The sequence below is a fragment of the Acetobacter malorum genome (assembly GCF_001580615.1).
Lineage (GTDB): Bacteria > Pseudomonadota > Alphaproteobacteria > Acetobacterales > Acetobacteraceae > Acetobacter > Acetobacter malorum.
Window position 1 is genome coordinate 18532 of the sequence record NZ_LHZC01000040.1, and the last position, 19046, is coordinate 37577.

Below are 19046 nucleotides of genomic sequence, written 5' to 3' on the forward strand. Positions count from 1 at the left end.
TGCTGGTTCAGGATCATGAAGGAGTGGTCTTATTTTCTACCATGGTCAAAAAGCTGTCTCCCGCCGTAAAGCGGGCGTAACCAGACGGATGAGCAGGCTCAGCACGGCGCTGACCATGGTGGGGATGATGCCTGTCTGGTGCGCTGCGGCGCAGGCTGAGGCCGGGGTGGGCGCTGGGGGTGCGCCGACTGTGCCCGGCAACGTGGCGGTGCGCACTACGGGAACGACTGCGCATGGAGCATCTGTGCCTGTAGGCACTGCGGCGGACAATGCGGGCAGGGCAAACACGGCCAGACTGGGCAAAGCAGGGCAGGGCGGAAACGCTGCGTCTCATGGTGGGGCCCATCGTGCAGGACCGGTTCGGCACACTAGCCCGGTCAAGCCCGGCCCGGTGATGGCGCGGCAGGCAACGGCGGTGGATGTCAGCGCGCGGCGGCATGATTTTGCGTATCAGGAAGCCCAGCATATCCCGGACGCCACGACCCGCATTACGGCGGAGCGGCTGACGGAACGGGGCGTGGTCACGCTGCGCGGGCTGGAACGGGTGGCCCCCAACCTGACCATTCAGAGCATTAACGGCACGGCCTCCACCAATTTCTATCTGCGCGGGGTGGGGTTTAATGACTTCACGCAGAACAACATGGCCCCAGTGCTGACCTACGTGGATGACGTCGCTTTCCCATACTCCTCCATGATGAACGGCATGATGTTTGACCTCGCCGGGGCGAGTGTGACCCCGGGCCCGGTAGGCACGGAACACGGCCAGTCCGACACGGGCGGGGAAGTGCATCTGCACACCAATGACCCAACGGACGCATGGCATTTTGGTGCGACGGAGGACATTGCCTCCTACGCCCGCAGCCGCAGCGAGGCCTATATTTCCGGCCCGCTGGCGCGTGGGCTGAGCTTCCGTCTGGCCGGGCAGACCCAGCATGGCGGCGGCTGGCAGACCAACCCGCTGAATGGCGACCATCTGGGTGATGCGGACCTCTGGGCCTTGCGTGGCAAGCTGCGCTGGAAGCCGGATGCGCACACCACCATTTTGTTGGGCGGCCATTTTACGCAGGATAATAGTGAGGTGGTGTCCGCCGTGCCGGTACATCGGCTGATCGGCAAGCAGCCCTTGCCGGATATGGCGTCCTGGCAGCAGGCGGAATGGTCGTCACGCCCGGAATTTGCACAGCTGATTGGCCGTAAGGCAGGGATCAAGCCGAGTGAACATAACCAGTTCTGGGGCGCGGACCTGCATATCGACCATGATTTCGGGCCGCTGACCGTCAGTGCCATCAGCGCGTTCGAGACTGAGCGGCAGGGTGAGTATACCGATCAGGACGGCACCGCGCTCTCACAGGCGGATACGTACCGCACCATTGACGCCAATACGTTCACGCAGGAACTCCGGCTGCATTCCTCCAACACGCAGGACAAGCTGCAATGGGTGGTGGGTGCGCATTATCAGCGCACGCGGATGAACCAGCGGTTCTTCTTTGACTATACGGACTACACGCCAGCCCGCGGGTATATGATGTCCACTACGTTTGGCCTGAATCAGGAAAGTCTCTCGGAATTCGGCCATGTGAGCTATCGGCTGCCGCATGGCGTGATGATCTGGGGTGGCCTGCTGCATGAGCGGGATGAACGCTCTATCACCGGTCTGCAATCCCAGATTTTTGGGGGTGTGACTAGAAACTTTCATGGTGAGAGCACCACGTCTGACCAGTTTGCCGGGCAGGTTGGCGTGTCCTGGCAGATGCTCCAGCATGCGCTCGTCTATTATAAAATGAGCAAGGGCTTCAAACCCGGAGGCTTTACCGCCAACAATACCCAGATTCAGGCGCAGCTTGATCCGTTCAAACCGGAAACCGTGCTAACGTATGAGGCTGGTTTTAAGTCCGACCCCATTCCGGATAAGCTGCGTATTAATGGTGCTGCGTTTTACAACGATTTTCACAATCAGCAGATTCTTGGCACTGTGCTGATCCCCAATTACGGGCCGCTGAGCGAAATTACCAACGCCCCCAAATCCGAAAGCTGGGGGTTTGAAGGCACTATTGAGGCGCATCCGTTCAGCCATTTGCATCTGACGCAAAATCTTGGCTGGCAGCGCGGGAATTTTCAGGATTTCCCGACCGTAAACCGCGCGAAAACAAACGCCTATTACGCACAGCATGGCGTGTGGAAAGCCATTAACGATAATTTTGGAGGCGTGGATAACGGCCAGCCCAAGCTGACGCTAAATGGCTCGGCAGAGTGGCGGCAGCCGCTGGCGCGAGCCTATACGCTGGAATTCGGGCCGGACTGGCAGTATCGCGGCAGTCAGGCCATTACACCGGGCGGTACCGGGTTTTACCGCCTGCCGCCGTATTTCCTGCTGGGGGCGCATGTGTCCTTCCGCTCCGCTTCCGGGCGGTGGGAAGCCACGGTTTATGCCCGCAATATCCTTAACCGCCGCTTTGCGGAAAGTGGCGGGCAGGCGACGACAACCTACTTCTACATCCCCGGCGAACCCCGCTTTATTGGGGGACGGATTTCCTGCGCGTACTAAATCGCGTTATCCCTTTTTTTCGACATGCCACGCATGGCTGTGTATTCATACGGGCATGACACAGGACGATAGTGACAGATTCACCCTAAAATTCCCTCGCAAACAAGACCTGCAAACAGGCGGAGGGGTTTGTTTCTCATGAGCGACCAGCACGACTCTCACGCGCATTTCGGCTGGTTTAAACGCCGAAAACACCTGACGACCGACGATATTACGGTTGTCGATACCGATATGCTCAAGCGGGCCGTGGGGGCTGCTGCGCTGGGCAACGCCATGGAATGGTTCGACTTTGGTGTGTACGGTTATATTGCCGTCACCCTGGGGAAGGTGTTCTTCCCCTCGTCAGACCCAACCCTTCAGCTGATTGCCACCTTTGCGACGTTCACGGTGGCCTTTCTGGTCCGCCCCATTGGCGGGGCTGTGTTCGGCCCGATGGGGGACCGTTACGGGCGGCAGAAGCTGCTGGCTGTCACCATGATTATGATGGCGCTGGGTACGTTCTGCATCGGGCTTATTCCGTCTTATGGGCAGATTGGCGTGTGGTCGCCCATCCTGCTGCTGCTGGCGCGTCTGGTGCAGGGTTTTTCCACCGGCGGGGAATATGGCGGGGCGGCGACCTTTATTGCTGAGTATTCCACGGACCGAAATCGCGGCCTGATGGGCAGCTGGCTCGAATTCGGCACGCTGGCGGGCTACATTGCCGGGGCCGGGGCGGTGATGGCGCTCCAATTCACGCTGAACGATGCCGATATGGTCAGCTGGGGCTGGCGCATCCCCTTCCTGATTGCCGGACCGCTGGGCTTGATTGGTCTTTATATGCGCACCCGGCTGGAAGAAACCCCGGCCTTTCAGGCCTATGCGGCGGAAGCTGAAAAGCGTGAGCATGAAAAGCCGGGCTGGCGGGACCTGCTGACGGTCCACTGGCGGCAGTTGCTCAAATGTATTGGGCTGGTGCTGGTCTTTAACGTGACCGACTATATGCTGCTGACCTACATCCCCAGCTATATGACGGTCACGCTGAACTACCCGGAAAGCAAAGGGCTGCTGCTCATCATTCTGGTGATGGTGCTGATGATGCCGCTGAATATTCTGGGCGGCTATTTCAGTGACCGTCTGGGCCGCCGCCCGATGGTTATCAGTGCCTGTGTGGCGCTGGTGGTACTGGCTATTCCCAGCCTGCATCTTATCCGCAGCGGGAATGATATCGAGATTTTTGGTGGCCTGATGTTGCTGGGGCTGGCGCTGGTCTGTTTTACCAGCTCCATGCCGTCCACACTGCCGGCTCTGTTTTACACGCCGGTGCGTTACACAGCGCTTTCAGTGGCGTTTAACGTCTCCGTTTCGCTGTTCGGCGGCACCACGCCGCTGGTGACAGCCTGGCTGGTGAAGCGGACCGGCATGCTGGATATGCCCGCATGGTATCTGATGGGGGCCGCATTGATTGGCGCGCTCACCATGCTGACAGTGCGAGAGACAGCCCGCCTGCCGCTGCGCGGCTCTCCCCCCGCTGTGGGGAGTGATGATGAGGCCGAGCGGCTGATGAACGGCAAGCAACGCCTGACAGTAGACCCCACGCCGCCGTCTGTGCCCTGAGGCAGCGTCTGGCAAAAGAAAGAGCAGAGCGCGGTATGATCAGTCTTTTTGATATTTTCAAAGTTGGTATCGGGCCGTCCTCATCCCACACAGTGGGGCCAATGCGGGCGGCGCTGCGTTTTGTAGAAGCCTGTGCCGGGCTGGAAGCTGAAGGAGCACCGGACGAGCCTGGCCCAGCGCCGGTGGCGCATATCCGGGTGACGCTCTATGGCTCTCTGGCCTGGACAGCCACCGGCCATGCGACTGACAAGGCCGTTATTCTGGGGCTGTGTGGTGAACACCCGGAAACAGTCCGGCCCGACCAGACGGATGCCATGGTGGCCCATGTCCGGGCGGAGGGCTGCCTGCCCGCGCGGGACGGGGCAGCACCTATCCGGTTTCAGCCCGAGATGGATATCATCCTCGATAAAGAAACCCAGCCGCCCAAGCACCCCAATACCCTCCAGTTTGAAGCGTTTGACCAGACGGGAGCGTTGCTGCTCAAGGCGCGGTTCTGCTCGGTAGGGGGCGGCTTTATTACCTCGGAAGAGGCCGCGGAGAGCAGTTCCTACGCTCTGCCGGATGTGCCGCATGACTTCCGTTCCGGCGCGGACCTTCTGGCCCTGACGCAGAAAACCGGACTGAGCATTGCGCAACTGGTGTTTGAAAATGAAAGCGCCCTCCGTCACGCCGCTGAGGTGAGGGCGCATCTGGACCATATTGTCCATGTCATGATGCACTGCATTGAGCGGGGCGTGGCGCAGGCCGGTATCCTGCCCGGTAAGTTGCACGTGCAGCGGCGGGCGCATGCTTTGTACGCGCGGCTGAAAGACAAGGACCGGCGCAACAGCAGTCTGCCGCATGAAATTATGGATTGGGTCAGCCTGTTCGCCATTGCGGTGAATGAGGAAAATGCCGCCGGAGGGCGCGTGGTGACAGCCCCCACTAACGGAGCGGCAGGCGTGGTGCCTGCGGTGCTACGCTACTATCGGGATTATTGCCCGGGGGCCTCCGTGGAGGGGATGCGGGACTTCCTGCTGACGGCGTCGGCCATGGGTAGCCTGTTCAAGCTGAATGCCTCCATTTCCGGCGCGGAAGTGGGGTGCCAGGGGGAAGTGGGCGTTGCGTCCTCCATGGCGGCGGCGGGGCTGGCCGCCGTGCTGGGGGCCACGCCCGCGCAGGTGGAAAACGCGGCAGAAATTGCCATGGAACACCATCTGGGCATGACGTGTGACCCGGTGGCCGGGCTGGTGCAGATCCCGTGTATTGAGCGCAACGCCTTTGGTGCGATCAAGGCGATTAACGCGGCCTCACTCGCCTTGTGCGGTGATGGAGAACACCGCGTCTCGCTCGATCAGGTCGTGCAGACCATGGCCGAAACCGGCCGGGATATGAACCACCGCTATAAGGAAACCTCACTCGGTGGACTGGCGATGAATTTCCCCGAGTGCTGAGCAAAGTGTGTCCACACGGCCCGCACAATGCAGATGCGGGCGTGTTTGAATAACCGGTATGCCCGGAACCGTCTGGCCGCTATGTGCCGGAACCGAGCTGCGTTTTCTGCACGAGAGCCGGTGCCTCCTCGGCAGAGGCGTGGCGCTGCTGCAAGCGATGATGAAACGCCGGGGCCGGGCGGGGTTGTTGCGCGGCCATGGCAGCAACGCGGGCGGGGGCATCGGCCAGCATTTGTGGGATAAGCTGCGTTTCCGGCAGGTTTTTCCAGTATTTGCGCGGCATTTCAGACAGCATGGCTTTGGTCTTGATACGCGCGGGGTTGAAGGTCGAGACGTAATAGGTCTGCCAGAGCTGGTCGATATCATCTGACAATTTGGGTTTGGCGCAGGGCGTGGGGCTGAAGGCGCAGGTCTCACCATTCCATGCCAGAGAGCCTTTTGGGGTGAGGATCACCCAGTCCATATCCACAAACCGCTTTGAGAAAAACGGGGCCACACTGGGCAGCACGTAATGGTCTGGCTCAAACCATGCGTAAAAGGACCGGCGGCCATTTTGTGCAACGCCATGTTCGCGGAAGCGCACATACGCCGTCATTTTATGTGTATCCTGCCGCACCTGTTTGTGCATGTTCAGGGCGCGGGCAATGTCCGGATCTGTGGCGATGCTGGCGAGGGCCGGTTCCGTCTGCGCGCGCCAGAGAATGCGGTAGGCAAGGGCAAAGCGCGTCTGGTCCGCATGGCGCAGAATGGAGCGCAGCAGAGCAAGGCACTTGCTCCGTAAAACTGGCGGCTCTGCCCCGTTTTTGGGTGTGGGGGCGACCAGCGGCGTATCAAACAGCGTGGTTTCTGCCGAGGCACAGCGCCATTCAATTTCCTCCGGCGCGCGGTCGGCCAGAAAGCACTGGCGCGCCAGTGGCCGCCATGCGGAAAAAGAGGTGTGGTCGTCGAGGATAAAACCGTAGGCCATGATCAGAAAACGCGTTTCAGAAAAGAGCAAGTTGCTGAGGCTGCGGCACAAAAAGCTGCCGGAGGTTCTGCTGTTCCGCCAGCCTGCCGGGGGACCAGCCGGTGGCGTAGAGGAAGGGTTTGATCTTGCGGATGGAGACTTTCAGCTTTGCGAGGTCTTCCAGCCGCAACTGCCGGTGGCGGCGGGCAGCCACAATGGCCTGCACGGAGCGCACGCCTAAGCCCGGCACCCGGAGCAACATTTCCTTCGGCGCGCGGTTGAGGTCGATGGGGAACATGGCGCGGTTGGCCAGTGCCCAGGCGAGCTTAGGGTCAAGTTCAAGGTCCAGCATCCCATCGGGGCGGCTTGCCGTGATTTCAGAAAACTGGAAGCCGTAGAAGCGGAAAAGCCAGTCAGCCTGATACAGCCGATGCTCACGCAACAGCGGCGGGGCTTTGACAGGCAGAATGGCCGAGGCATCCGGAATGGGGCTGAACGCCGAGTAGTACACGCGCCGTAATTTGTAGCCGGTGTAAAGCGAGGAACTGCTGGAGAGAATATCGCGGTCCGTTGCCTGATCGGCCCCGACAATCATCTGTGTGCTCTGGCCGCCGGGGGCAAAACGCGGGGCTTTGCGGCCCGTGAGCGTGCGGTCTTTTGCGGCGTCGATATGCGTGCGCATCTCGCCCATGGAGTGGCGGATTTCGCCCGCATGTTTTTGCGGGGCGTAGTCGGCCAGCCCGCGCTCGGTCGGCATTTCCACATTGATGGAGAGCCTGTCCGCATACAGCCCGGCTTCCGCCAGCAAAGCGGGGGAGGCGTTGGGAATGGTCTTGAGGTGGATATAGCCGCGGAACTTGTGCGTCTGGCGCAATTCCCGCGCCACGCGCACCATCTGGCTCATGGTGTCATCTGACGTGCGGATGATGCCGGAGGAGAGGAACAGCCCCTCGATATAGTTCCGGCGGTAGAATTCCAGCGTCAGCCAGATGACCTCATCAGGCGTAAACCGCGCGCGCGGCACGTTGGAGGAGGATCGGTTGATGCAATACGCGCAGTCATAAATGCAGAAGTTGGTCAGCAGGATTTTCAGCAGGGAAATGCAGCGGCCATCCGGGGTGAAGGCATGGCAGATCCCGTTGCTGACGGACCCCAGCCCTTTGGTGGCCGCAGAATCCCGTTTGCCTGCGCCGCTGGAGGAGCACGAGGCATCATATTTGGCGGCATCGGAGAGCAGGGCCAGACGGTCAGACAAGCTTTGCTTCATGGTGTTCATGTTATGTTCTTGTGTGGGGTATTGCAAGAGATCTCTTTAGCTGCACATAAAAAATGTAAGATATTTGTGGTTTGGGTTTCTCCAAATGACGTAAAGCACTCAGTATTTTCTGAGTATGAGAAATCGTATAGATAGAAATTAAATATATTTTTCAGCATAGTAAAATGAGAGGTGTATTTTTTGTATTTTCTTATCAGTATGATAAATTCCCAATGATTGAAATGAATTTTGCGTCAAAAGAAAGTTGCTTAGTTATGAAAAAATCCCAACATATTCTTTTTTTTCTTATGGTTATGGCAGCATCGCCTGCATGGGCAAAAGGAGAGGGTGAGCTTTTCCCTTCATACGTTAATTTGCAAAATTATGGTATTAAATTTGATGGTAGTGATAATGATAAAGCAACTCTTGATGCTATATTTTCTTCTATAAATTCAGGGAGTATTTTATCTATCCCATATGTAAGAAACGCTACTCTTCCATCTGGTTACTCTCCACAGGGAACAAGCGGGAAAACTGATTTGCTGATAAATTTCAATAATGATCTAAAAAATCAATCTGATTTCGATAATATAGATGGTTATCCAAAAATACAATTTGATAAAAATGGAGTTTTGTCATATAAAAAATCAGTTTCAAATAATGATAAAGCTATAGTTCCAAATGTGTGGTTGGAATATTATAATAACCATACCTCTCCTCCAGGGCAAAGACCGGATCATAGAAATCTGGTGTTGATGGGCCATAGCGGTGAATCCTTAGGATATCCCCCCAATAATCCACGGGCTTCAGGAGACACGCTTAATTTAGAAAATATTATGCGTTCTATGGGGCGGTCTGGATATGGTGGCTTTGATATTAATAGTTATAATTTTATGAATAGGTATGGTACTAATTGGGTATGGAACTCCATTAATCAACTAAATGAATTGGGAAATACGCCCATTCATTCAACTGATAAAGCATTGAATGATGCGTCAGATACCCGTGAATGGGTGCAGGAGTGGGATCTATCCGGATTCGGACCTGAAGAAAAATGTTCTTATTACAATCCCTCATGCGGATATCGTACCGGGTTGTTGTTTTCGGCATGGTTGACTGGAGGTGGGGTAAATAGACAATGGCAGCCTGAACATGCCTATAAACTTGGAGAGGCAATTAGTGTTTCTGTAAATGGTATAGACTATTCGTTTATCGCAACAAAAGAAGGGATATCTGGTAAGAAAAAGCCAGATTGGGATATAAATTTTGTTGTTGTTGGATGTGACCCGCGCTTTCCTAACAGCAACACTGCTCATGCGACACTTCTAGATTCTAAAGGAAAATTGTTGGAAAGTTGCGAGGATTATAAAAAAAAGCATGACAAGCCATTGTATGATGGAGAAGTTGAGTGGTCTTTTAATTCTCTTATAGGACTTGAAATTAGCAATGTTATAAGGCTCAGTCAGACCGATAACCAGGATATTAAATACGGAACATTTTTATCAAGTAATGCTATTTTTTATAATGCTATAATGGATTTTTCAGAAGCTAAATTTTATAAAAATTCAGAATATCAGACTGTCTTAAGAACAAAACCAGATACATATATCGATTTCACAGCGCATGCTAACCTGGAAACACAAAATTTACATATCCTTGGTTATGACTCTCATGAGAAATCGCTTTCTTATAAAATCAATAAACAATCTGTCTTAAAGGTAAAAGATGACGGAGGTATTGTTTTGAACAGTGCAACAAGAGAAGAGATAAAAAATATTAAAAATTCTGAAGATGGAGAAATTATTTTTGATAAAACAGATAAAATTCCTGTTATTTTTACAAAAGGAAAATGGTTAAAAATCGTAGTGAGTGGAGAATTATAAATTAATTCTATTAAAATATTATCCGAAAGATTTCGGTTTTAGGTCCGCTGAAAGAAAATTATGATTTTTTTTGAAGAGGTAGATCCGGTTGTTCGGGCAGTTTTAGGGAGTGAATAAGTTATATCCGATGGATGTCATGCCATCATTCTGACGGCATTGCTGCGGGCCAGATGACGTTGGCACGGTATAATAAGTACGCGCTCATCGGGCGTGCGTCTACCCAGTGCTGTATGCGGACGCTGCCCGCTGTAATGGGCGATCCACTTCGCGAAGCTCGGACTGAGATCTGAACCGGTCTCAAAAGCATACAGGTAGACGCATCGTATTTCAGTGACCGTTAGAGACGCTCGATGAAAACGTTGCCCCGCCTGCGGCCTCCCATGCGGATGCAGATCTGCCGTAACTCCAATATTTCGGTGAAGTGAGGCATCGTGAACTGCGAGCTCTGGTTGGTATTGAAGATATCCGGTGAGCGCGTAGCGCATCGATGTAGAACTTGGCATCCATCCCGTTCGACAGGCGCCAGGCCAGAACTCTGCGCGTTGCCCAGTCCATGATAGCCACGATATTGAAGAAGTCTCACCTCGCGGGGATGTAAGCGATATTAGAACACCAGATTTGGTTGGGCTGGTCGATTGCTAGATCACCCAGCATATAAGGATATTTCCAATGTTCAGGATACGCACCGTGGTGCGCAGCTTCTGGTAGATTGCCCGTGGCACCATCTTGGCCATGAGTCTGCGGGTCCGTTTGTCGCGGGTTTCGTGACACAGGCACCCAAGATGCCCCGTAATCGGCCATACAGAGGGGACGCGTAAAAATCCCCACCATACCCTCGATCAGCTACCATTTTCATGGGGCGGTCATCGTCTGATTCAAGCACTGTTTTGAAGCCAGTACCAGTTTGCCACGGATCGCTTCTAGAGCCGCTTGCGATTTGAACTACTTGAACACCATTTTTCCGCAATCTTTCAGATCGAATTATAACTTAATCGCTTGTCCAAAATCCTAGGCAAACTCTTGATGTTAGGCTAGAATATCAAAATGTAATATCCTAGAAAACTATTTTAACTAACCAGTAAACGCTATTTACTCTATTACATAATCTATTTGAATTTCTGATATCTATAACTTCCCCATTTTTGTGATATCCTATATATAACAAAAGCGTCTAGAATCCTTTTTTACAATAAAAAGTGGGGTAGTTAGTATTATGAATATATCTCCAAAGAATGATATGAAAAAAAAAATAGATCGATCAAGAATTATAGAATCTGTATGGCAGTTTGGCTGCTGTGGTGGTGAAGAATTTGCGAGAGAATTACATTTTAAGGAAGATGGAAGCATAAGAACAGATTCTCTTATAGGAGAAAAATATTGGAACATAGAAGAAGATAAAATTCATCTCAGTGATGAAGATGGAAAAATTTTATCATTTACTCTTTCTGGTGATGAGGTTTCAGGTTTTATACTTTATGCCAATCATTGGGCTAATAAGTCAATGAGATTGTATTTGCTTGAAACACCAAAATTTATTTTTCAAAAATATGAGAATCTTAGGATCAATTATTTAAAAAAAGAACTAAAAATTAAATCTGTTAAAAAAAGTATTAATCTGCAAGGAACACTATCACATTTACATTCGTGTCATTTATTAGAGGAAAAGGATCCATTTTTATGTCAGAAACCCCACAAAAGTTTTGCAGATCAATCTTTTGAGGATTTGGATAAATCATTATCAAAGGAAGGTTTGAGCAAGAATGGCATATATTATTCCAGTAACAAATTAAGAGTACATATGTGTACAATAAAAAATGGTTATTTTTTCGTTGGGAATGGGCTTGATGGTGCAATATTTACAGAGGATTTCCATCCTGTAGAATACACAACCTTATTCAATAAACATCCAGGTCTTGGTGTCAATGAAAACACTCCTGTAGATATTGATGTTCTATCGGAATTAGATGAAGCATTTATTGGGTTTGATTTTTTTTGGGGGAATTATTTTCATTTTTTAAATTTTTCTCTTGCAAAATCATATATGGCAAAAATTTTTCTTGGAGATAATATTCCTATTGTTTTTCCGGACTGTGATAAACAAAATGAGCATTGGTCAGCATATAGTAATAAGGTCCGTGACCAAGCTTTTGAATTTAGTGGTTTGAACAAAAACTTAAGATTATTACCAAAAGGAGCTTACAAAGTCAAAAAACTACATTTTTTAATGATTGATCCGTCTCATGCATGGGCTATAATGTTTTCAGATGGATTGACATCGCTTTACAATGCAATGGCGCGACATGCACGCCGTTCTGATAGTATTGGAAAAAAAGTCTACATTGCGAGAGGCAAAAATGTTAATGCCCGTACTTCTGGTATAGCCAATTCTGCTATAGCTGAAGCCGCCGGTTCACATAATTTTGTGCAGACTAGCTTTGAAAATATGGATTTGCAGCAACAAATAAGTATTTCAAAATATGCTGAGCAATTTATTTCACCTCATGGTGCTGGTTTGACAAATATATTATTTAATCCAGGCTGTTTGAAAGTTCTTGAAATCAATAAAAAGCTGGATGGGGTTGAGAACGGTTATAGACCCTGCTTTTACATGGCTTCCGCAGCACGGGGGCATGATTATTATATGTTGGATTCTGATACGCTAGATAAGTCTCCTTGGCAGGCAAATTCTGCCTTGCAAGCAATGAAAATGTTATAATATAAATTAAAATTCTATAATGTATCTGCGGTGTATAGGGTATTTATTTAATGTCCCAACACCGCTGATCATCTTCATAAAAACTAGAAATTTGATTATTAATCATAAACAAATATTTGTATTTATTTTTATAGTAATAAAATTTTAGATATAAAATATGAGAAATTCACATATTCGTGAATGTCATTAATCAATGCAACACACCAAAGGTCTGGGCGTTGTGAGCAGGCTTTCTTCGGTCAGCCACACAAAAAGAAAAAAGGACGTGGTCTATGCAGATTTCCAGAGAGACCCTGCTGCGGTCCTACCGTGCCATGCGCACCATCCGGGCGTTTGAAGAGCGCCTGCATCGTGAATTTGCAACCGGGGAAATCCCGGGCTTTGTGCATCTCTATTGCGGGGAGGAAGCCTCCGCCGTTGGGGTCTGCGCTAATCTGACAGAGCAGGACACCATTGCCAGCACCCATCGTGGCCACGGGCATTGCATTGCCAAGGGTGTGGATGTGGGCGGCATGATGGCTGAAATTTATGGCCGCAAAACCGGCGTGTGCCGGGGCAAGGGCGGCTCCATGCATATTGCCGATCTCTCCAAAGGGATGCTGGGCGCAAACGGCATTGTGGGCGGTGGACCGCCGCTGATCTGCGGAGCCGCTCTGTCCCACAAGGTTCTGAAAGATAACGGCGTGGCCGTGGCTTTTTATGGTGATGGGGCCTCGAATGAAGGCACAACGCTGGAAAGCCTCAACCTGGCCACTGTCTGGCATCTGCCCGCCGTGTTTGTGGTGGAAGATAACGGCTACGGCGAAGCCACTGGCGCGTCCTACGCCTGTGCGGGCACCCAGAAGGACCGCGCTGCTGGCTTTGGCATGCCGTATATGGAGTGTGATGGCTCGGACTTCTTTGCCGTGCATGATGCCGCGCGGGATGCCATTGACCACGCCCGCTCCGGCAAAGGCCCGGTGATGCTGCATGTGCATCTGCAGCGGTGGTATGGGCATTTTGAAGGCGATGCCATGAGCTATCGCGCTCCTAATGAAGTGGCCGATGCCAAGAAAGACCATGACTGCCTTGAAAGTTTCCGTGAACGGGCCGGGCAGGAAAAGCTGCTGGATCTCAGTGCGCTGGATGAGATTGATGCCGCCGTAGCGGATGAGATTGAAAGCGCCGTGCAGGCCGCCAAACAGGCGCCCTGGCCGGAAGAAGCCGACCTTATGGCGGATGTGTACGTCAAAATCTGATGAGATTTCGGGCGAGGGCATCCCGCCTGTTGCCCTCAACGTATTTGGGAAAAAACGAGCCGGTTTGTGCAGGTAAACGAAGGTCAGCGGGCGTTGTGACCGTACTTCTGATCCCACGTTTTGCAGAATGCGCAACAGGCCCGGAGGGGAAAGACCAATGAGCAAGAAGAGCTTTCGTCAGGCGATTAATGAAGCCCTGCGTCAGGAAATGCGGCGTGACCCTACGGTTGTGCTGATGGGTGAAGATGTGGCCGGTGGCCAGGGTGGTTCCTCCGGCGTGAAAGATGCCTGGGGCGGCGTGCTGGGTGTGACCAAAGGCCTGCTGACCGAATTTGGGGAAAGCCGTGTGCTGGACACCCCGATTTCCGAAGCCTCCTATATCGGAGCAGCGGCGGGCGCTGCGGCGACGGGCCTGCGCCCGGTGGCGGAACTGATGTTTGTTGATTTTGTCGGCTGTTGTCTCGATCAGATCATGAATCAGGCCGCAAAGTTCCGTTATATGTTTGGCGGCAAGGCGCGTACGCCGCTGGTCATCCGCGCCATGTATGGGGCCGGGTTTAACGCGGCGGCACAGCATAGTCAGGCGCTGTATCCGCTCTTTACGCATATTCCGGGCCTGAAGGTTGTGGTGCCGTCTTCTCCCTACGAAGCCAAAGGCCTGCTGATTGAAGCGATCCGTGATGATGACCCGGTGATCTTCCTTGAAAACAAGGTCATGTATGATGACATCGAGGAAGTGCCGGACGAGGCCTATACCATCCCGTTTGGGGAAGCCAACCTGACGCGGGAAGGCGATGATGTCACCATTGTCGCCATTGGCCGCATGGTGGGCATGGCGAATGAGGCAGCAGACCGTCTGGCAAAACAGGGTATTTCCTGTACCGTGCTGGACCCGCGTACCACGTTCCCGCTGGATGAGCAGACCATTCTGGAATGTGTGGAAGATACGGGCCGTCTTGTTATTGTGGATGAATCCAGCCCGCGCTGTAACATGGCATGCGATATTTCCGCCCTTGTAGCCGAGCAGGCTTTTGGCGCGCTGAAAGCCCCCATCCGCCGCGTGGTGCCGCCGCATACGCCGGTGCCGTTCTCCACCCCGCTGGAAAACCTCTACATGCCCAATGCGGATAAGATTGAAGCGGCGGTCAAAGCCGTCATGATGCAGAAAACACGTGAGGTTGCCTGAACGATGACAAAGAACCTGACAGCCCTGACGATGCCCAAATTCGGTCTGGCCATGACAGAGGGCAAGCTCGCCTCCTGGACCCTCTCCCCCGGTGATGCCGTGCGGGAAGGGGATGAAGTGGCGGATATTGAAACCAGCAAAATCACCAGCGGGTATGAAAGCCCGGCCTCTGGTATTTTGCGCAAACAGGTTGCACAGGCAGGCGAGACGCTGCCGGTTGGCGCGCTGCTGGGCGTAGTGGCGGATGCGGAGGCCTCAGACGAAGAGATTGACGCATTTATTGCCAGCTTTACGGCCGACACCGCCGAAGAAGGCGGAGGGGAGGCTGAGGCCGCCAATGCGGACCCGCGTGTGATTACGGTCGGTGAGCATAGCCTGAATGTGCGTGATGTTGGACGGGGCGCGGGCGCACCTGTCCTGCTGATCCACGGGTTTGGGGGTGACCTGAGCAACTGGATGCTGAATCAGGATGTTCTGGCCCGCCATCAGCGTGTGATTGCGTTTGACCTGCCGGGGCATGGGGCATCATCCAAGGATGTTGGCGATGGGTCCGTTACGGTTCTGGCCGAGGCTGCGTATGAGCTGCTGAAGGCGCTGGATATTCCGAAAGCGCACATTCTGGGCCACTCACTGGGCGGGGCGATTGCGCTGGCTCTGCTGCGGGATTATCCGGACGCCGTGCTGACGCTCACACTCGTCGCACCAGCCGGGCTGGAGCGGGAGGTTAACGCGGAAAGCCTGCGGGAGATGGTGGAAGCCGACCGCACGCGCGATATGCAAAAAGCCTTGCAGGCTCTGGTGCATGATAAATCTCTGGTTGGCCGCAGAATGGCGGATAACGTGTTGCGTGTCCGCCGTCTGGATGGCGCACGGGAGGCTCTGCGCACCATCGAAGCCGCCTGTTTTGCCAACGGGCAGCAGTCAATTGACCTGCGCCCGGTGCTGGATGCTGCGCGTATTCCTGTCACACTCTTCTGGGGTGAAGAGGATGAAGTGCTGCCGGTAGCCGGGGCAAAAAATGCGCCCGACCATGTGGTAAAGCATCTTCTGCCGCAGATAGGCCACATGCCTCAGCTTGAAAAAACTGTTGAATTCAACAGGCTGGTTGAGGCGTTTTTAGAGAAGGCTCAGGTGACGGCCTGACCTCTCAGAATACTGACATGTGCGGCATCGTGCGGGAGCAGGGTGCCGTACTGGTCTGCGTAGTGGGTGGCAAAGGCTTCCCGCTCCAGCCGTTCACAATAATCCAGATACCGGATTAACGCGCGCTGGCCGCGGAGCGTGTTGCCATAGGTGCGTTTATAGTGCTTCCACAAAATCAGCACGTTGACGGACCACGCATCATACGCGTGTTCCGCCACGCGCTGGCGGACTAACGTGGGGAGCTGGTCAAACGCCTGCCAGTCATCCCCCGTATAGCGCCGCCACATCTCATCTCGCAGTGTGCGCTCGTTAGAGGTTTCGGCCTTAGGCATAGGCGTCTTCCTCTTCCGGCTGGCGGTGCCGCCATGCGGGGAAGGGGTCGGGCAGATTGGCGTATAGTTCTGGCTGGAAACGGTCCGTATCCTGCGGGGCAAGACAGGCATCCAGAGCGGCACGCAGGGCGGCCTCATCCATTTCCGGTGTGCCGATAAAGACAATTTCCTGCCTGCGGTCCCCGTAAACCGGGTCCCATTTCCCGACCAGCATGGCTTTCCAGTCATCATCCTCCGGCCAGTGCTGAGTGGGGATCACGCACCACCACAGACCCATGGCCTGCGTGCGGACCAGTGCGCCAGCCTGCCCGAGTTCGCCCACCCATTCCGGGCGCGTTGCCAGCCAGAAATGCCCTTTGGCGCGCACCACGCCGGGCCACGACGTATCAATAAACGCTTTGAATTTTTCGGGAATAAACGGTCTGCGCGCGCGATAGACAAAGCTGCTGATGCCGTATTCTTCCGTCTCCGGCACATGCTCCGCGGCACCATAAAGTTCTTTATACCAGAGCGGGTGCTGTTCGGCTTTGTCATGGTCAAACCGATGGGTGTTCAGCACGCGGTCCAGCGGCACGATGCCCATATCGGTTTCAATCAGATCGGCATCCGGGTTGAGGGCACGGATAATCTGTTTTGCGGCCTCCCGCTGCTCCGGCGTGGCGGTGGACACCTTGTTGAGAATGACGACATCCGCAAACTCAATCTGCTCCACCAGCAGGTCCACCAGTGCGCGGTCATCCGCATCCCCTGCGGTTTCGCCCCGGTCTTTTAAGAAGTCTGTGGAGGCATAGTCTTTCAGCAGATTAACCGCATCCACCACCGTGACCATGGTATCCAGCCGGGCAATATCCAGCAGGCTCTGGCCGTCCTCATCCCGGAAGGAGAATGTAGCGGCGACGGGCAGGGGTTCGGCAATGCCGGTTGATTCAATCAGCAGATAATCAAACCGGCCTTCATCCGCCAGCCGTCGCACTTCTGTCAGCAGGTCATCGCGCAGGGTGCAGCAGATGCAGCCGTTGCTCATTTCCACCAGCTTTTCATCCGTGCGGGAGAGGTCCGAGCCCTCACGCACCAGATCGGCATCAATATTCACGTCGCTCATATCATTCACAATCACGGCCACGCGGCGGCCTTCCCGATTGTTCAGAATATGGTTGAGGACCGTGGTTTTTCCGGCTCCCAGAAAGCCGGAGAGAACGGTAACAGGAAGCCGGTTTGGCATGGTGCTCTTTCCTTCGGATTGCGGTTCCGATGTCGTATATGATACGTTATATCATAACGTCACGATAAAGCGAAACCCCATGCCGCACACGCCCTTATCCTTCCATTATCCCACGCCAGACGCTGCGTTTCAGGCCATTGAGCAGTCCACGTGCCATATCGCGGTCGCAGACCGTGCTCTGGGGCAGGATCTGGAAAACGCGGCGCAGACCTATCTTGAAGAGGGACCTTCCCTGATCCTGACAGCAGGCACCCCGGACGAGCTGGCGCAGGAGCTTGCGCCGGTTTTTACGCCCGCAACACGGGCCTTGCTGGAGGATGCGCTGGGGCTGGTGGACGGCTATTGCGCGGCGACAGGGATGGACGCCGTGCGCTTCCGGCTGGAGCGGATTACGCATGATAGTTGTCGCCGTTTCCATGTGGATCATGTCGTGCTGCGCCTGTTGTGCACCTATGTAGGGCCGGGCGTGCAGTGGCGTGTGGCGGATCTGGGAGAAGAGGCCCCCGTGTATCAGGCGGACGCAGGCGCTGTGGCGTTACTTAAGGGCGGTTGTTATCCGGGCTGGCAGCCGGAGGGGGCGGTGCAGCATCGTTCGCCGCCGCTTTCTGCGCTGGCAAAACCCGTCACACGCCTGTTGCTGACGCTGGATGCCCCACAGGCCTGCGGGATGTCAGATGATCAGCGGCGGATCGTGCGGAAGGAAGTGGCGCACTCTTAGGCGTGCGCGTGCGGGAAAGGAGTGTGAGAGCTTCCGTTTAACGGCGTGAAAAGGTAGAGTTTGTTTTTCATCATGAACCCTTGAAGAAACGGCCATGCAGAAATCAAAGCTCTTTTTTCTTGCGGTTCTGGTCATGCACCCTCTAGTTGCCTGGGGTGCGCAGGAGGACAAGGCTGCGATGGTCTTTCGGATTACGCCGGTTAAACCCCTCGATGTTTTGATGCATGAGGCGCTTGCGGCCTCACCCCCGGCGCAGGATAAGATAGTGCGTGCGCCGGATCTGGTTGATCTTGCAACACTCACACCGGATTTCAAATTTGATATCCGCTATGCCACGACAGAGAATTTTCTCAGCACGCCGGTTTATTCCTCATCCCACGCCTTTTTAGAAAAACCTGCGGCGGAAGCGCTCGCCAGAGCCTCGGAATATTTAAAAACAAAAGGCTATGGTCTTCTGATTTTTGATGCCTATCGCCCGTGGTTTATTACCAAACTGTTCTGGGACGCAACGCCTGCGGACAAACACCAGTTTGTCGCCAACCCCGCGCAGGGCTCCAGACATAACCGGGGCTGTGCGGTGGATCTGACTTTATATGACCTGAAGACCGGGCAGCAGGTTGTCATGCCAAGCGGGTTTGATGAAATGACGCCCCGCTCCTATTCCAACTATCCCGATGCGCCGGAAGAGCAGAAAAAGGCGCGGGATCTGCTGCGGGACGCCATGCAGCAGGAAGGCTTTATACAGCTCCCCGCTGAATGGTGGCATTTTGATTACAGGGACTGGAACAAATACCCTGTGCAGAACATCAGGTTTGAAGACATTCAATAACCGGGTT

General features: G+C 53.8%; 14 protein-coding genes and 1 pseudogene. 10 read left to right on the forward strand and 5 right to left on the reverse strand.

Annotated elements, in window-relative coordinates; translation table 11 throughout:
* The first annotated feature begins 88 nt into the window (after positions 1-88).
* From AD930_RS03890 to AD930_RS03900, 3 genes are all read left to right on the forward strand, one after another.
* Positions 89-2545, forward strand: a complete 2457-nt coding sequence (locus tag AD930_RS03890) for a TonB-dependent receptor (RefSeq protein WP_061505207.1) — start codon at positions 89-91, stop codon at positions 2543-2545.
* A 138-nt stretch (positions 2546-2683) separates the two neighbouring features.
* A complete protein-coding gene (gene proP / locus AD930_RS03895) occupies positions 2684-4138 on the forward strand; it encodes a glycine betaine/L-proline transporter ProP (RefSeq protein ID WP_061505208.1) in 1455 nt (484 codons plus the stop codon).
* A 35-nt stretch (positions 4139-4173) separates the two neighbouring features.
* The gene (locus tag AD930_RS03900) at positions 4174-5571 is read left to right on the forward strand and encodes an L-serine ammonia-lyase (protein ID WP_061505209.1); all 1398 of its coding nucleotides are present in this window, start codon (positions 4174-4176) and stop codon (positions 5569-5571) included.
* Positions 5572-5650: 79 nt separating this feature from the next.
* Here AD930_RS03900 and AD930_RS03905 read toward each other — a convergent pair whose 3' ends face one another.
* Complete coding sequence (locus tag AD930_RS03905) at positions 5651-6538, reverse strand: TIGR03915 family putative DNA repair protein (protein WP_082781690.1); 888 nt, start codon at positions 6536-6538, stop codon at positions 5651-5653.
* Positions 6539-6554: 16 nt separating this feature from the next.
* On the reverse strand, positions 6555-7784 hold the full coding sequence (locus AD930_RS03910; RefSeq protein ID WP_061505243.1) for a putative DNA modification/repair radical SAM protein: 1230 nt from the start codon (positions 7782-7784) through the stop codon (positions 6555-6557).
* A gap of 173 nt (positions 7785-7957) precedes the next feature.
* Here AD930_RS03910 and AD930_RS17690 point away from each other — a divergent pair, with 173 nt between their 5' ends.
* Positions 7958-9655: a hypothetical protein gene (locus AD930_RS17690; protein ID WP_156476847.1), complete on the forward strand. Its 1698-nt coding sequence runs from the start codon at positions 7958-7960 to the stop codon at positions 9653-9655.
* A gap of 134 nt (positions 9656-9789) precedes the next feature.
* Here AD930_RS17690 and AD930_RS18265 read toward each other — a convergent pair.
* A pseudogene (locus AD930_RS18265) lies at positions 9790-10449 on the reverse strand (transposase); the annotation flags it as partial.
* Positions 10450-10892: 443 nt separating this feature from the next.
* On the opposite strand from AD930_RS18265, the gene AD930_RS17350 reads away from it, so the two are divergent.
* The 4 genes from AD930_RS17350 (at position 10893) to AD930_RS03935 (ending at position 15938) form a co-directional block, all read left to right on the forward strand.
* Complete coding sequence (locus AD930_RS17350) at positions 10893-12371, forward strand: glycosyltransferase family 61 protein (RefSeq protein ID WP_167375139.1); 1479 nt, start codon at positions 10893-10895, stop codon at positions 12369-12371.
* 272 nt (positions 12372-12643) lie between these two features.
* Entirely contained in the window at positions 12644-13609 is a 966-nt protein-coding gene (locus tag AD930_RS03925; RefSeq protein ID WP_061491426.1) for a thiamine pyrophosphate-dependent dehydrogenase E1 component subunit alpha, read from the forward strand.
* 157 nt (positions 13610-13766) lie between these two features.
* Complete coding sequence (locus tag AD930_RS03930; protein WP_043551798.1) at positions 13767-14795, forward strand: alpha-ketoacid dehydrogenase subunit beta; 1029 nt, start codon at positions 13767-13769, stop codon at positions 14793-14795.
* Between the two features lie 3 nt (positions 14796-14798).
* The gene (locus tag AD930_RS03935; protein ID WP_061505212.1) at positions 14799-15938 is read left to right on the forward strand and encodes an acetoin dehydrogenase dihydrolipoyllysine-residue acetyltransferase subunit; all 1140 of its coding nucleotides are present in this window, start codon (positions 14799-14801) and stop codon (positions 15936-15938) included.
* Here AD930_RS03935 and AD930_RS03940 read toward each other — a convergent pair.
* The gene (locus AD930_RS03940; protein ID WP_043551802.1) at positions 15923-16270 is read right to left on the reverse strand and encodes a DUF6525 family protein; all 348 of its coding nucleotides are present in this window, start codon (positions 16268-16270) and stop codon (positions 15923-15925) included. The two genes, AD930_RS03935 and AD930_RS03940, sit on opposite strands and share 16 nt — an antisense overlap.
* Positions 16263-17492 carry a zinc metallochaperone GTPase ZigA gene (gene zigA / locus AD930_RS03945; protein ID WP_061505213.1) on the reverse strand — a complete coding sequence of 410 codons (1230 nt, stop codon included), beginning with the start codon at positions 17490-17492 and terminating at the stop codon, positions 16263-16265. The genes AD930_RS03940 and zigA overlap by 8 nt, the downstream gene beginning before the upstream one ends.
* A gap of 79 nt (positions 17493-17571) precedes the next feature.
* Here zigA and AD930_RS03950 point away from each other — a divergent pair, with 79 nt between their 5' ends.
* Complete coding sequence (locus tag AD930_RS03950; RefSeq protein WP_061505214.1) at positions 17572-18210, forward strand: DUF1826 domain-containing protein; 639 nt, start codon at positions 17572-17574, stop codon at positions 18208-18210.
* Positions 18211-18304: 94 nt separating this feature from the next.
* Positions 18305-19039 (forward strand): M15 family metallopeptidase, encoded by a 735-nt coding sequence (locus AD930_RS03955; protein ID WP_061505215.1) that lies wholly within the window; start codon positions 18305-18307, stop codon positions 19037-19039.
* The last annotated feature ends 7 nt before the right edge of the window (positions 19040-19046 follow it).